At 68.0% G+C, this 13,665-nt stretch carries 14 protein-coding genes and 1 pseudogene; 8 read left to right on the forward strand and 7 right to left on the reverse strand.

The annotated features are described in order from the left end of the window. The first annotated feature begins 14 nt into the window (after window positions 1–14). Genes EIO58_RS02250 through EIO58_RS18610 form a run of 3 tightly spaced genes read left to right on the forward strand, consistent with a single transcriptional unit; the run spans window position 15 to window position 3,378 of the window. Entirely contained in the window at window positions 15–1,292 is a 1,278-nt protein-coding gene (locus tag EIO58_RS02250) for a Gfo/Idh/MocA family protein (protein WP_127818073.1), read from the forward strand. A 41-nt stretch (window positions 1,293–1,333) separates the two neighbouring features. After that, a complete protein-coding gene (locus EIO58_RS02255) occupies window positions 1,334–2,665 on the forward strand; it encodes a glycoside hydrolase family 16 protein (RefSeq protein WP_127818074.1) in 1,332 nt (443 codons plus the stop codon). Further along, entirely contained in the window at window positions 2,635–3,378 is a 744-nt protein-coding gene (locus EIO58_RS18610) for a hypothetical protein (RefSeq protein ID WP_164861497.1), read from the forward strand. The genes EIO58_RS02255 and EIO58_RS18610 overlap by 31 nt, the downstream gene beginning before the upstream one ends. Window positions 3,379–3,894: 516 nt before the next feature. Here EIO58_RS18610 and EIO58_RS02270 read toward each other — a convergent pair. Next, window positions 3,895–4,518 carry a hypothetical protein gene (locus EIO58_RS02270; protein ID WP_127818077.1) on the reverse strand — a complete coding sequence of 208 codons (624 nt, stop codon included), beginning with the start codon at window positions 4,516–4,518 and terminating at the stop codon, window positions 3,895–3,897. Between the two features lie 181 nt (window positions 4,519–4,699). After that, window positions 4,700–5,084 (reverse strand): annotated as a pseudogene (locus tag EIO58_RS19245) (transposase); the annotation flags it as partial. A gap of 322 nt (window positions 5,085–5,406) precedes the next feature. Between EIO58_RS19245 and EIO58_RS02280 the strand changes: the two are divergent. Beyond that, window positions 5,407–6,327, forward strand: coding sequence for an AEC family transporter (locus EIO58_RS02280; protein ID WP_127818079.1), 921 nt, complete (start codon window positions 5,407–5,409; stop codon window positions 6,325–6,327). A gap of 14 nt (window positions 6,328–6,341) precedes the next feature. Here EIO58_RS02280 and EIO58_RS02285 read toward each other — a convergent pair whose 3' ends face one another. From EIO58_RS02285 to EIO58_RS02295, 3 genes are read right to left on the reverse strand one after another with little or no spacing between them, the layout of a single operon-like run. Next, on the reverse strand, window positions 6,342–6,614 hold the full coding sequence (locus EIO58_RS02285) for a DUF6510 family protein (protein ID WP_240658529.1): 273 nt from the start codon (window positions 6,612–6,614) through the stop codon (window positions 6,342–6,344). Beyond that, window positions 6,611–7,336: a ferredoxin reductase gene (locus EIO58_RS02290; protein WP_127818088.1), complete on the reverse strand. Its 726-nt coding sequence runs from the start codon at window positions 7,334–7,336 to the stop codon at window positions 6,611–6,613. The genes EIO58_RS02285 and EIO58_RS02290 overlap by 4 nt, the downstream gene beginning before the upstream one ends. Next, complete coding sequence (locus EIO58_RS02295) at window positions 7,333–7,926, reverse strand: sulfite oxidase-like oxidoreductase (protein WP_127818080.1); 594 nt, start codon at window positions 7,924–7,926, stop codon at window positions 7,333–7,335. The genes EIO58_RS02290 and EIO58_RS02295 overlap by 4 nt, the downstream gene beginning before the upstream one ends. Window positions 7,927–8,092: 166 nt before the next feature. Between EIO58_RS02295 and EIO58_RS02300 the strand changes: the two genes are divergently transcribed. Then, entirely contained in the window at window positions 8,093–8,650 is a 558-nt protein-coding gene (locus EIO58_RS02300) for an HdeD family acid-resistance protein (RefSeq protein WP_127818081.1), read from the forward strand. Between the two features lie 67 nt (window positions 8,651–8,717). On the opposite strand, the gene EIO58_RS02305 is transcribed toward EIO58_RS02300, so the two are convergent. Both EIO58_RS02305 and EIO58_RS02310 read right to left on the reverse strand, forming a co-directional pair. Continuing rightward, entirely contained in the window at window positions 8,718–10,703 is a 1,986-nt protein-coding gene (locus EIO58_RS02305) for an alpha/beta hydrolase family protein (RefSeq protein ID WP_127818082.1), read from the reverse strand. A 2-nt stretch (window positions 10,704–10,705) separates the two neighbouring features. Beyond that, a complete protein-coding gene (locus EIO58_RS02310) occupies window positions 10,706–11,470 on the reverse strand; it encodes an SDR family oxidoreductase (protein ID WP_127818083.1) in 765 nt (254 codons plus the stop codon). Window positions 11,471–11,589: 119 nt separating this feature from the next. Between EIO58_RS02310 and EIO58_RS02315 the strand changes: the two genes are divergently transcribed. The 3 genes from EIO58_RS02315 to EIO58_RS02325 all read left to right on the forward strand — a co-directional run. After that, window positions 11,590–12,087, forward strand: a complete 498-nt coding sequence (locus EIO58_RS02315; protein WP_127818084.1) for an NfeD family protein — start codon at window positions 11,590–11,592, stop codon at window positions 12,085–12,087. Beyond that, window positions 12,080–13,147 (forward strand): SPFH domain-containing protein, encoded by a 1,068-nt coding sequence (locus EIO58_RS02320; RefSeq protein ID WP_127818085.1) that lies wholly within the window; start codon window positions 12,080–12,082, stop codon window positions 13,145–13,147. The genes EIO58_RS02315 and EIO58_RS02320 overlap by 8 nt, the downstream gene beginning before the upstream one ends. 5 nt (window positions 13,148–13,152) lie before the next feature. Further along, on the forward strand, window positions 13,153–13,665 hold a 513-nt coding region (locus tag EIO58_RS02325), incomplete at its 3' end, for a glycerophosphodiester phosphodiesterase (protein WP_127818086.1).

Here is a 13,665-nt window from a genome sequence, read left to right on the forward strand (position 1 = left end):
AAGGATCCAGCTCCATGTCAGAACTCGTGCGCCTTGCCGTCATCGGCGCAGGCTCCCGCGGTACAAACTACGCACGGCTCGCGGTGGCCACCGGAAGAGCGGAGGTCGTTGCCGTGGTCGAGCCCGACCCGGAACGGCGTGCCGCGTTCGCTGAGGAGTACGCGCTCCCTGGCGATGCCGTGTTCTCGGATTGGGGGGAGCTCGCTGCGACGTCGCCGCTCGCGGACGCCGCGGTTATCGCCACCCCCGACCGGCTCCACGTCGGCCCTGCGGTGGCGTTCGCCGAAGCCGGGTATCACCTCCTGCTCGAGAAGCCCATGGCGCCGACCCGGGAGGACAGCCTCCGCATCGTCGAGGCTGCCGAACGGAACAACGTGTTACTCATGGTCTGCCACGTCATGCGCTACAGCGCCTACAGCCGTGCGCTCAAGGCACTGCTCGACAGTGGGCGAATCGGAGAAATCGTGTCCGTGGAGCACCTCGAGCCGATCGGCTGGTGGCACTTCGCGCACTCCTACGTTCGGGGCAACTGGGCAAGGGAGGCCGAGTCGAGCTCCATGCTGATGGCGAAGTCCAGTCATGACCTCGATTGGCTGAGCCACATCATCGGCCGGCCGGTGCGCCGCGTCTCCTCGTTCGGCAGCCTGAGCTTCTTCACCCCTGCGAATATGCCCACCGGCGCTGCCGATCGCTGCGTCGACTGCGCCCTCGTGAACTCCTGCGCCTACTCGGCGCCGACCATCTATGGCCGATTTCTCGGCGATCCGGTCGGTGAACGGTGGCCGCTCGCGGTCCTCACCCCGCAGGTCACCGCGGAACGCGTTGATGAGGCGCTCCGCACCGGACCCTATGGCGAATGTGTGTTCAACGGCAGGAACGACGTCGCCGACCACCAGGTCGTCAACCTCGAGTACACGGGCGGCGTCACCGCGTCTTTCACCGTGACCGCATTCACCGATCTCGACTTCCGCAAGACCCGGATCTTCGGCACTCTCGGCAGCATCGACGGAGACGGAAGGCGCCTCGTCGTGCACGAATTCACAACCAATACGAGGGAGACCATGGAGACCTCAACGCTCGATGGCGCGAGCGCCGCGGACGGACACGGCGGGGCGGATGCCTCGCTCATCGATGCGTTCCTCGACGCGGTCCGCACCGGCGATCGTGCACTGATCGAATCCGGCGGACGCGACAGCCTTCACTCGCATGAGCTCGTGTGGGCCGCCGAGCAGGCCCGCAACACCAGCACGGTCGTCGAACTCCAATCGATCGGCGCTCTCGCCGTCGGCTAGTCGAATCTCCCGCACGCCCCCCACAAAAAAAGGAAAGCACGATGAGAATGCATCTCCGTTCAGTGTTGATCGGGTTCGCCGCGGCGGCGTTGGTCGCCGGCGGCGGCGTGTCGGCGGCGCAGGCCGAGGACGCCCCGCCGAACAGTCCCACCAAGCCCGGGTACACCCTCGACTTCAATGAGGAGTTCGACGGGACCGCCCTCGACACGACCCGCTGGCTGCCGAACTACCTCCCACACTGGGTGGCGCCGGAGAACATCGACGCCACCGACGCGCGGTACACCGTTTCCGACGGCACGATCAAGCTGCGGGTCGAACAGGATCAACCGCCGTGGAATCCCGCCCAGGACGGCACGGTGGTCTCCTCTGCGATCCAGACGTACAACGCGAACAACTGGCACAAGTTCAACGGGAGCGCCGTGAACCGCAACGACCTGCCCACGTTCAACGGGTACACCACGCAGTACGGGTACTTCGAGGTCCGGGCCAAGCTCTCAAACGCCGGCGGCGGCGGGCACCAGGCGGTCTGGCTCGTTGGCACCGATACCTCGACGTCCGCGCAGCCTGAGATCGACTTCATCGAGACCTTCTTCAGCACCCCCGACAAGTGGCGGATCGCCGCGTACGGCTGGGGAGACCCGGACTTCTTGTCCTCATGGTCACTGGACACCGTGCCGGTCTCGGGCGCCCCGACGGAGGAGTTCCACATCTACGGGATGGACTGGACGCCTTGGGAGCTCAAGTTCTACTACGACGGGCAGCTCGTCAAGACGATCAATGACGCCCCGAACCAGGCCATGGGGATCATCATGAACATCTACACCGGTGCCGGATCGGGCGCACCGAACGGGGTCTGGCCCAAGCAGTTCGAGGTCGACTACCTGCGTGTCTTCAAGTCCGACGCGGGATACTCCGAGGAACTCTCCGACACGTGGAAGCTCTTGACGAACCGGAACCTGCCCGGGTACGCGAGTATCGCCGACAATGACGCCAAGGTCCGATTCGGGTCTGTTTCGATGGGGAACTGGGCGGCGCAGTGGGCGCCCGAGCAAACCGGCACCGGCGACCTCCGGCTGCGCAACCGCCTCACCAACGGGTACCTTCACCTCGGCGACGACCAGACCAGCGTCCTGCATGGCAAGGTGGCTCCGGTCGCGGCCGGTGCTTGGAAGGACAACGCCAACCTCCCGCTGAAGAAACAGACGTCGGTTTGGCGGACGCCCGACATGGGCGGTGGCTTCTTCCGGTTGGAGAACCTGACCACCCTTGGCGCCATCCACGTGGAGAACCGCACCGGTTATCTCGAGTACGGCAAGGCCGGTGCCGGCTGGTGGTCGGCGCAATGGAAGCTGAAGGCCGCTCCAGCCGTCTGACGCCCACCGAACGCCTCGTGGGCGTGCGGCACGCCGTCGCCCGCCCACGAGGCCCGAGTGAAGGAACCTCGATGCCCACCCGACCTGCACGCGCCGGTCTCGCCATCTGTCTCATACTCGCCGCAATGTGCGCCTTGACCGGATGCGTCGGTCAACCCGACGCCGCGTCGCCCGCCCCACCGGCGGCGGAATCGGCACCACCGCAGCCGCAGCGCGATAGTACCCAGACGCTGTGGACGATCGAAGGAAGCGACACCCCGCTGCTCGACGACGACCCCGACGTGATCGCAATCCAGCGCACGGTCGCGCTGCATTCGGCCGCGGTGGACAACCGCACCGCCAACACCGTCGAGACCGCCGTCGGCGAGGAGTTCTCGTTCTACTCCGAAGAGTTCATCGCCAAGCTCGACGCAGAAGGCTACCGCGACGCCACGATCGCGCTCTACCGCGACAACGACCTGACCACCGAGCAGCTCGGCGTCGCCTGGTCGAGATCTACAATCAGTCAGGACCGGATCCGAGCAACGGTGGGCTTCGAATCGATTCTCCACTTCACCACGGGCATTGATGAGTACCTGCGCGCCCGCGACCTCGAGCAAAACGAACGATATGCGCAGGCACGTGAGCTGACCTTGGTCAAAGTCGGCGACGTCTGGATGATCGACGACATCCGCAAAGCACCCCTCGCGAAATCACCCACGCTCAACGAGTAACTCGCTGCCGCCAAACGGCGCAGGCCGCGGACACCCCTACGGCCAGGAATCAGGCGTAGTCGCCGGGTCGCATCTCAATACTCCAGTCCGTGCGTGAGCGCGTCTGCCATTGCGCTGTCAAGGGTTCGCCTCAGGGATGCGGAGCGGGAATCACTTGAGCCCCGGTGAAGAGCGCGGTGGTGGAAGCATATTCATGGCCGACCTGCTGCTGGACGAAGAGCGAACCGAAGCCAGCCTCTATGAGGTGTGTTGTAGGAGTGCCGGAGCGAGTGGAAAGCAAGTTCTCTGCCGAGTATCAGGTCATGTCAGTAGGACCCGAGCACTCTGTTGGGAAAGCGCGTTGCCCGTTTCCTCACTAACCGTACGCCTGGGCCAGACGTTCAGCGCTCCTGAGCGCGCAATATCACCGGGCAGGGTAGACGGGCATCCAGGTCTCCCGCAGGCTCGCAGCCCGGGGGAGAGGGGCGTCGGCGCGCTGGGAGGACCGCTATACGCTCCCATTCTTGGGTGAGGTTGTCAGAGCGAGTCGAAGTCCGGGCGTACCTCGGCGATCGCCTCGAGCTCTGTCTGCATCCGCGCGTGGAGCTGCCGCCCGTGTTCGATCCAGCCATCGGGGACAGGCTCGATTTCCTCGCGAGACTGCCAGGCGGCGTTCCACTCGTGAATTTCGGCGGCGAGCTCATTGCTCAGCGGCAGGTCGCCGACGTCGAGCGTGTATTGCTCGCTGAAGGACTCCCAAAACGGCCACTCGCGTCCCCAATCCGGAAAGAGCCGGATTACCCGCCGCCCGTCCGGGAGAGTGAGCGGAAGCCCCTTCCGGTTCCGGTGCGCGAGCAGACGGTCTTGCATCTCCGCGCGCATTCGCCACTCCCGAGGCGACTTCGGGCGCGAGTTGTAGTCACCCCCGACCAGCCAGATCAGGCCGCGTCCGTGGGTGGAGTCATCGACCACCAGCGCGATCGACCACAACTGGTCATCGCCGGCGAGCGTGGTTGCGGACCATTCGGCGTCCTCGAAGGAGGCGTCGATCAGATCGACGGTAGTAACCGCCGATCCGGCGCCCTCGAAGACGTAGATGCGGTAGCGGGGCTCGTTCGATTCCCACGACGAGTCTCGTTCGTCGACCTGGATCCCGCGCATCCCACAACGATAGGGCGGGACAACCCCGTGATCGAGAAAGCCAGGCCAAGCGGTCGAGGGATCGACGGCCTGCGGTCAGCTGTTTGCTTCGTTATCGGCTCGCTAGATGCAATCTCCAGGGACGTTGTTTGACCTGGTTGCCGTGATGGGGCGTGAGGAACGAACTGGTGACAGGTTCCGTTTAGGCCGCGAGTGTGAGCGGCTCGGTTAGCTTGGCCTCGAACTCGATGGGCGTCACGCCGCCGAGGGTGTCCTGGGCTCGCTGACGGTGATACTTCCGCTCGATCCAGACCACGATGGCCAGGCGCAGCTCCTGACGCGTCGCCCACCGCTGCTGGTTGAGGACGTTTTTGCAGAAGCGACCAGAAGCTCTCCATCGCCGCGTTGTCCCCGGCCGCGCCGACGCGGCCCATCGATCCGACCATGTCGTGTCGCCGGAGTTCCTGGGCCATGGCCCGGCTGCGGAACTGGCTGCCCCTGTCCGCGTGCAGAATGCAGCCGGTGACCTCACCGCGGCGCGCGACGGCGTTGCGGACGGCGTCGACCGCGAGCTTCGCGGTCATCCGATCGGAACACATATCTGGTCGTCGCAGCAGTCGGGAACGGTCGAACTTCACCAACGTCTGCGCCGAACTGATCCCACACCAGCTGAGCTGCCACCTCGGGATCGAGTCGCAATTGACCCTCATGCACGGCGAGGCCTTCTCTCCATTGCCCGATGCTTGATCCCGGGGGAGGCGGGTACAGCCTTCGCAAACGGGTACTGCAACCCCGAACTGACATAATGTGCATTATCAGCGAACCCGTTGAGTGTGTGTCAGCCCAGCGTCGAGCACAGAGCGTGGCACGCGATTCGGAACGCGAGAACGATTTCTCTAGGCTCGGACCGTGCTGGAGTCGCTCACCGGATTCGTCGTCGTGGGCGTGGCCATTGCGGTCGGCTGGATACTCGGCCGCATCGACCTTCTGGGTGAGCACGCCCGGCCGGTGCTCGCACGGCTGGCGTTCTTCGTGTTGTCGCCGTTCCTGCTGTTCGTCGTGCTGGCGCAGGCCGACGTGCGCACGCTGTTCTCGGCCCTCCTCCCCGTGTCAGCCATCGCGGCGTTCGCCGTCATCGCCGTGCATGCCGTCGTCGCGCGGGTCGCCTGGCGGCGCTCCGTCGGCGAGACCGTCATCGGCGCCCTCAGCGCCGGGCAGGTCAACTCCAACAACATCGGCATCCCGCTGTCGGTCTACCTGCTCGGCAGCGCGGCGTATCCCGCCCCCGTGATCCTGATGCAGCTGCTGGTCCTCACGCCCCTCACGATGGCGATCCTGGATGCCGCGACGTCTGCGCGCACGTCCCGCTGGCGGGCCGTGGCACGTGTGGCGACGAACCCGATCGTGCTGGGCTCGGCACTCGGGACGCTCGTCTCGGTGCTCGGGATCGAGCTTCCGCCGATCGTGATGGAGCCGGCGCAGCTGCTCGCCGATGCATGCGTGCCCATCCTCCTCATCGCTTACGGCATCTCGCTGCACGGTCAGCGGGTGCTCGCCCCGTCGGGCCGGCGGCGCGACATCCTGCTGGCGACGAGTCTCAAGCTCGTGGCGATGCCGGTGATCGCGTGGGCGGTCGCGGAGTTCGCGTTCGCACTCCCCCCGCACGACGTACTCATCGTCACGGTGCTCGCCGCCCTGCCCACGGCACAGAACGTCTTCAACTACTCGCAGCGCTACGACGTCGGCGAAACGATCTCGCGTGACACGGTGTTCCTGACGACGCTCGGCTGCGTGCCGGTGCTCATCCTGATCACCCTCCTGCTCGGCTGACGAGTCCGAGGCCGTCAGCGCCGCTCGAGCACGCGCAGCGTTCCGATGACGAGCCGGATGCCGGAGGGCGTGCGCAGCACGGTGAGCAGGGTGTGCGTGCACGAGCGACAGCGCACGATCGCCGCGGTCTCATCGAGCTCCACCGTCGTCTCGGCGAGTGGCGCCGCGGCCGAGCAGCCGCCGCAGACACCCACGAGCACCGTCACATCGACGCCGAAGACGTCGGCCAGCAGTCCTGCCGCCGCGTTGCCGTCGACTGTGCTCCGCGCGGTCTCGGCTCGCATCATGCACCTCCGAAGCGTTCGGTTCTGATCCGTGCGGGCGGATGCCCGAGCCGCACCAGCGCGTCGGCGACATGCTCGACGAATCCCGTCGGCCCGCACACGTAGATGGTCGGCTCCTGTTCAGGCGGCCACACCGCGTCGCGCAGACGCGCGTCGTCGAGGCGGCCGACGGGGCCGTCCCAGCCGGACGGCGCGGCGCGCGTGTACACCCACGACACCGCTACTCCCCCGTTCGAGGCCGCACGGTTCAGCTCATCGCGATATATCGCGTTCTCGTGCGCCCGGGTCGAGTACAGAAGGCGGACGGATGTCGTGGCTCCGGCATCCGTCGCCGCCCGCGCCATCGCCATCAACGGCACCACGCCCGAGCCGCCCGCGATGAGCTGCACCGGCGCCACTCCCCCGGGCCGCCACACGAAGTAGCCGCCCAGCGGCCCCTTGACCTCCAGCTCATCCCCGGGGAGAACGTCACGCACGAGATACGGCGAAACCTCGCCGTCGGGGATCTCGTCGACGCCGAGCTCGATCGTCTCGCTCGCTCCGTATGAGCCCAACGAGTAGGAACGCACGGCCTGGTAGCCGTCTTCGGCGGTCAGCCGGACATCGACGTGCTGGCCCGCGAGGCTCCCCGGCCATCCCGGGACGGCGAGACGCAGGATGCGCGCCGAGGGGGTCGCCGGAAGCGTCTCGACGACGCGCGCCGGCCGCCATCCGCCGACTGTCACCAATACCGTTCCTCGGTCCACGGGTCGCCGTGCATGTTGTAGCCGTTCTGCTCCCAGAATCCGGGCTCGTCGTCGTCCATGAGGGTGATGCCGCGCACCCACTTGGCGCTCTTCCAGAAGTACAGGTGCGGCACGAGCAGGCGCGCGGGTCCGCCGTGCTCGGGGTCGAGCGGCTCCCCCTCGAACTCGAACGCCACCCACGCGCGGCCGCCGAGGATCTCGTCGAGCGGGATGTTGGTGGTGTAGCCGCCGTACGAGCGCGCCATCGCGTACGAGGCGTCGGTCTCGACCGCGTCGATCAACGTGTCGAGTGAGACTCCTCGCCATGATGTGCCGAGCTTCGACCAGCGGGTGACGCAGTGGATGTCGGTGTGGACGTCCTCGACGGGGAGGTCCATGAACTCGTTCCACGACCATGAGGCGCCCTCGCCCGATTCGGTGCGGATGTCGAATCGCCACTCGTCGAGATCGATCCGTGGTGTGGGCCCGGCCGAGAGCACCGGGAAATCCTCGGTCAGATACTGCCCAGGCGGCAGCCGCGGGTCGCCTTCGCGGCGCCGAGCGCCGAATCCCCTCGAGATGACGGCCATAGCCCCTCCTCACGCCTGCACGCTCACGGTAGCGCTCCTCCGCGTTCGCCGCGATCCCGGGGGCGGAGGCTATGTCACGACACACGAACTTTTTCATCACAAAGTTCGAGCAGGGGTCTAGGCTTTAGCAGCACGACGTTCAGGAAACTCCCAGAAAGGACCACGCATGTCCACGGAATCAGCGGCTGAGAAGTCGACCGTCAACGGCATCCGCACGGCGCTCGGCGTGGGCGGCGTCCTCGCCGTCATCGTCGGCATCCTCATCCTCGTGTGGCCGGGCAAGACCCTTGCCGTCGTCACCGCCATCATCGCGATCTATGCGATCGCGGCCGGCCTCGTCTACGCGGGGCTCGGAATCTTCTCCAGGACGAAGGGCGGCTGGGCCCGCGTCGGCCACATTCTGCTCGGCATCCTGTTCATCATCGGCGGCATCGTCGCGCTGTTCAACCTGACCGCGGCCACTGGCTGGCTGCTGGTGTTCGTCGGCGTCCTCGTCGGCATCATGTGGATCGTCGAGGGCATCGTCGCCCTCTCGACGCTCGGCGACGCGGCGTCGAAGGGCTGGTCGATCTTCTTCGCCATCCTGAGCATCATCGCGGGCATCGTGGTGCTGTTCTCGCCGGTGTGGGGGACGGTGGTCCTGTGGTGGCTGCTCGGCATCTCGCTCGTCGTGCTCGGCATCATCAACATCGTCCGCGCGTTCACGTTCAAGGGCGACATCTGATCGCCCATCCATCTCGATCGACGAAGGCCCGGGACATCACGCGCCCGGGCCTTCGTCATGCGCCGTGTCAGCCGACCGGCAGGTGCCGCCTCCACCAGTCGAGCACGGCCTCGAAGCGCTGCACACGATGGCGGGGCTGGCCGGAGCGCGTCAGCTCGTGGTTCTCGCCGGGGAACACGAGCATCGCGGCCTCGGTGCCCTGACGCTTCAGCGCCGTGTAGTAGCGCGTCGCCTGCTCGAGCGGGCAGCGGAAGTCGAGCTCGGAATGCAGCACGAGCGTCGGCGTCGTGACCTGGCCGACCACGGCCATCGGGCTCTGTCGCGCGATGTCGTCGGCCGAGACGCCGACATACTCGTCGCCGAAGAACGACCCGATGTCGCTCGTGCCCTGGAACGACTGCGGCTCGAGGAAGCCGCGCTCGACGATCGCGCCGGCGAAGCGGTGGTCGTGCGCGATGACCCATGCGGTGAGATAGCCGCCGTACGAGCCTCCCTGAATGCCCACGCGCTCGCCGTCGAGGCGCTCGTCGTCGGCGATCGCGCCCTCGAGGAAATCGATGACGTCGGCGAAGTCGACCGTGCCCATCTCGCGACGGATGCTTCGCCCGTGCGCGCGACCGTACCCCGCCGACCCCCGGGGGTTGCAGTACACGACGGCGTACCCGGCGTCCACGAGCACCTGGGTCTCGTCGAACAGGTGGATGCCGTACGCGGCATACGGCCCGCCGTGGATTTGCAGGATGACCGGGAACGGGCCCTCGCCCTCGGGGGTCGCGACCCACCCGTGCACCGGGTAGCCGTCACGCCCGGTGACGGTCAGCTCCGTCGGAAGAACGATTCCGGATGCCGCAGCCGCCGCGCCGAACGTGGTCAGGGGTCGCGCGTCGTCGCCGTCGAACAGCACGAGCTCGCCGTACGACTCGGGCCGCGCCACCGAAGCGACGATCCGGCCCCCGCCGGCGGCGTGGCCGTTGACCTCGACTTCGTCGCCGAGCACCTCTGTCAGCTCCCCTGCGCGTGACACCCGCACGAGCCGGACGCGCCCGCGCGTGCGGTCCTGCACGAGGAAATCGTCGCCCGACGGCGTGATGTGGCTGCCGACCTCGCCGAGGTCGATCGTCTCGGCATCGGTGAGCCGCCGGGGGCCGTCCGCATCGAGCAGCCACAGGCCGACGCCCGGAGCCACGAAGTCGACACCGTCGCCGACCTCGTGGGCGAGCATCGCGATCGCGCCGTCGGGCGCGACCTCGAGGCCGTAGAGCGAGAGCCCGGCGTCGGTGCCCAGCACCTCGCGCTCGCCCGAGCCGTCGACGGCGATCGCGACGACGCGGCTGCGCAGATCGCGGCGGTCGGGCTCGATGTCGTCGGGCACCGTGAGCAGGTCCCGCCCGTCGGCGGTGAACGCGAGACCGCTGTGCGACGTCGTGCCCTCCGTCAACGGACGCGCCTCGGCCGCCACGAGCGTCTTCTTCGGCGTTGTCGTGTCGTCGGGCAGCACGGCGGCGGCCGGCTCGTAGAACGGCTCCGAGTCCGTCGCCGGTGCCGCGATCACGAACACGTGCGCAGGGCGATCCGCCACGTAGCCCATGCCGTTCGCGTGCCAGCGGATGCCGGTGATGTGTCGCGGCGCCTCGGCCGAGGCATCCAGCCCCTCGACACTGCCGTATCGCCCCTTCTCGGGCACGCGCGCGAGGTAGGCGATGGTCGCGCCGTCGGGCGACCACGCGTAGTCCTCGACTCCGAGCACGGCGTCGGTCGCCTGAACGGGCTCGCCGCCGGCCGCGTCGACGACGTGCACCTGCGGCTTGCCCTTGGCGTCGCCGCGGAGGAACGCGATGCGCGTGCCGTCGGGCGACAGGCGCGGCGCGGTGTCTGACGTGCCGCGGGTGAGGCGGCGCGGCGCGCCGTCCGGGAGGTCGATCCGCCACAGCTGACCGACGTTGCGGTTGGCGGCGATGTCGGGGCGCGATGTCGCGAAGACGGTGAACGAGCCGTCGGGCGCGACCGCGGGGCGTCCGACCGAGACGAGCGCTTCGATGTCGTGTGACCGCATGCTCACTCCGCCCCGAACGACGAGACGTCGCCGACGAGCCGCGTGTTGTCGGCCGGCACCGGGTCGACGGCCGCCGCGGCGACCTCGGCGGCGAACTCCGACACGTTGTACAGCTTGCCGGCGTCCTCGCGGCGTGCCGCGATCGCGCCCGGGTTCGCGCGCTCGAGCAGCGTGGCGGTGATGGTGCCCTCGATCATGTCGCCCGAGACCACCACGAACTCGATGCCGCGCTCGACGAGGTCCGGGATGCGCTCGCGCAGTGCGTCCTCGCCCGCGCGCTTGGACAGCGCGACGGGCTCGTACTCGGGCATGGTCGGGGTGGTGCGGATGAAGTGGGCCTGGTGGCTCGTCACGAACACCACACGCGAGCCCTCGCGCAGCAGCGGCAGGGCCGTCTCGAGCACGCTGACCTGCGCGTCGCGGTTCAGCAGGAGCGCGTAATCCTCGGCCATGCCCGACTCCATGCCGCCCGACGCGTTGAGGACGAGCACATCCAGCCCGCCGAAGGCGCGCCCCACCTCGTCGAACATCGCCTGCACGGATGCCGCGTCCGTGAGGTCCGCGCCGACCACGAGCACCTCGACGCCCAGCTCGCGCAGCTCCGTCGCGAGCTTCTCGGCCCGCGGCGCCTTGTTGCGGTAGTTGATCACGACCTTTGCGCCGGCCTCGGCGAGATAGCGGGCAGTGTCGGCGCCGATGCCGCGGGACGAGCCGGTCACAAGCGCGGTCCTGCCGCTCAGCGAGCCGGGTTCGAGGGTCTGGGACATGTGTTCTGCTCCTGGATGTCGGTGCCCGGCGACGCGTTTCGGGCCGCGGTCGAGCCTATCAACCGGGGTCGTCGCCGACGCGGTGTAGGGTGCCAATCAGACGTGACGAAGGGATGGCGATGCTGCCCGATCTGACCCAGTACATGTGGATCGCGTGGCTCGTGCTCGCACTGGTCTTCATCATCATCGAGCTGCTCACGCTGGAGTTCACGTTCCTCATGCTCGCGGCCGGCGCCCTGATCGGCGGGCTCGGCGTCAACCTGCTCGGCGGCCCGTGGTGGCTGCAGATCGGCATCGCCGCCGCGCTCTCGGCCGTGCTGCTGTTCACGATCCGGCCGCTGCTGCTGCGACTGCTTCACCGCGACGAGCCGGATGCGCGCACGAACGTCGACGCCCTCTACGGGATGGGGGGGCGTGTCGTGCAGACGTTCGTCGACGGCGACGGCTCGGTCAAACTCGACAACGGCGAGACGTGGACGGCGCGCCTGGCGGCCTCGTCCCCGGCCGCCGTCGACGTCGGCGCGAGGGTGACGGTGGTCGCGGTGCACGGTGCGACGATCGAGGTCACCACCCCCGCCGCTGCCACCCCTGAGGAAAGGACTTCCGACAATGGTTGACGTGGGCGCATTCATCGGCCAGATCTTCGTGGTCGTGCTGCTGGTCGTTCTGGCGATCTTCGTGATCGTGGTGATCTTCCGTTCGATCCGGATCATCCCGCAGGCCTACGCCGGCGTGGTGGAGCGCCTCGGGCGGTATCAGCGCACCCTCCAGCCCGGGCTCAACCTGCTCGTCCCGTTCGTCGATCGGCTGCGTCCTCTCGTCGACATGCGCGAGCAGGTGGTGTCGTTCCCGCCGCAGCCGGTGATCACCGAAGACAACCTCGTGGTGTCGATCGACACCGTCGTGTACTTCCAGGTGACCGACGCACGGGCGGCGACGTACGAGATCGCCAACTACCTCAGCGCCGTCGAGCAGCTGACGACGACGACCCTGCGAAACGTCGTCGGCGGGTTGAACCTCGAAGAGGCGCTGACCAGCCGCGACAACATCAACGGCCAGCTGCGCGTGGTCCTCGACGAGGCCACCGGCAAGTGGGGTCTGCGCGTCTCGCGCGTGGAGCTCAAGGCGATCGACCCGCCGCTGTCGATCCAGGACTCGATGGAGAAGCAGATGCGCGCCGAGCGCGACCGCCGGGCCGCGATCCTCACGGCTGAGGGCTCGAAGCAGTCGCAGATCCTCGAGGCCGAGGGCCGCCGCCAGGCCGAGATCCTCCGCGCCGAGGGCGACAAGCAGGCCGCGGTGCTGCGCGCGCAGGGTGAGGCCGAGGCCATCGAGATGGTCTTCAGCGCGATCCACGTCGGCGACCCCGACGACAAACTCCTCGCGTACCAGTACCTGCAGACGCTGCCGAAGATCGCAGAGAGTGCTTCCAGCAAGATGTGGATCATCCCGAGCGAGTTCACCGAGGCCCTCAAGGGGATCGGCGACGCGTTCGGCGGCCGTGTCGCGGCCGGCCCGCGCCGTGGGGCAGGCGAGCGCCCTGCGCGGGAGTCGACGGGCGGAAAGACCGCAGAGGAAGCGGTCGCGGCAGCTCGCGCAGCGGCGTCCGCCGCCGACGAGATCGCGAGCGAGGCGATGACCACCAGGACCGACGTTTCCCCTCCCGACCAGCGCTGAGTCGCATGCATCCGTGGTTCCAGGGCGTCGCCCTGCCTCGCGTGCTCGCGCACCGCGGGCTCGTGACACCGGCCGACGCGGCCGACGGCATGGTCGAGAACTCCTTCGCCGCCGTCGCCGCCGCTCACTCCGCCGGTGCTCACTACGTCGAGTCGGACTGCCACCTGACGGCCGACGGGGTGGCGGTGCTGTTTCACGACGACGACCTCTCACGCGTCACGGGCGATCCGCGCAAGATCGCCCAGGTCACGGTCCGCGAGCTCGAGGAGCTCATGTCGGAACGGGGCGGGCTCATCACCCTCGCGCAGGCGCTGGACGCCTTCCCGACGGTGCGATTCAACCTGGATGTGAAGGCGGCGGATGCCGCGACCGCCGTCGGCACGGAGGTCGCCGCCCACGGCGAGCGGGTGCTGGTGACGAGCTTCTCGGACGCGCGGAGGCGGGCCGCGCTGCTCGCCGCGCAGGCCGTGGGTCGCGGCATCCGTCCGGCGACGTCCGCCGGCAGCAGGACCGTCGCC

The organism is Microbacterium sp. CPCC 204701, from assembly GCF_004010105.1.
Lineage (GTDB): Bacteria > Actinomycetota > Actinomycetes > Actinomycetales > Microbacteriaceae > Microbacterium.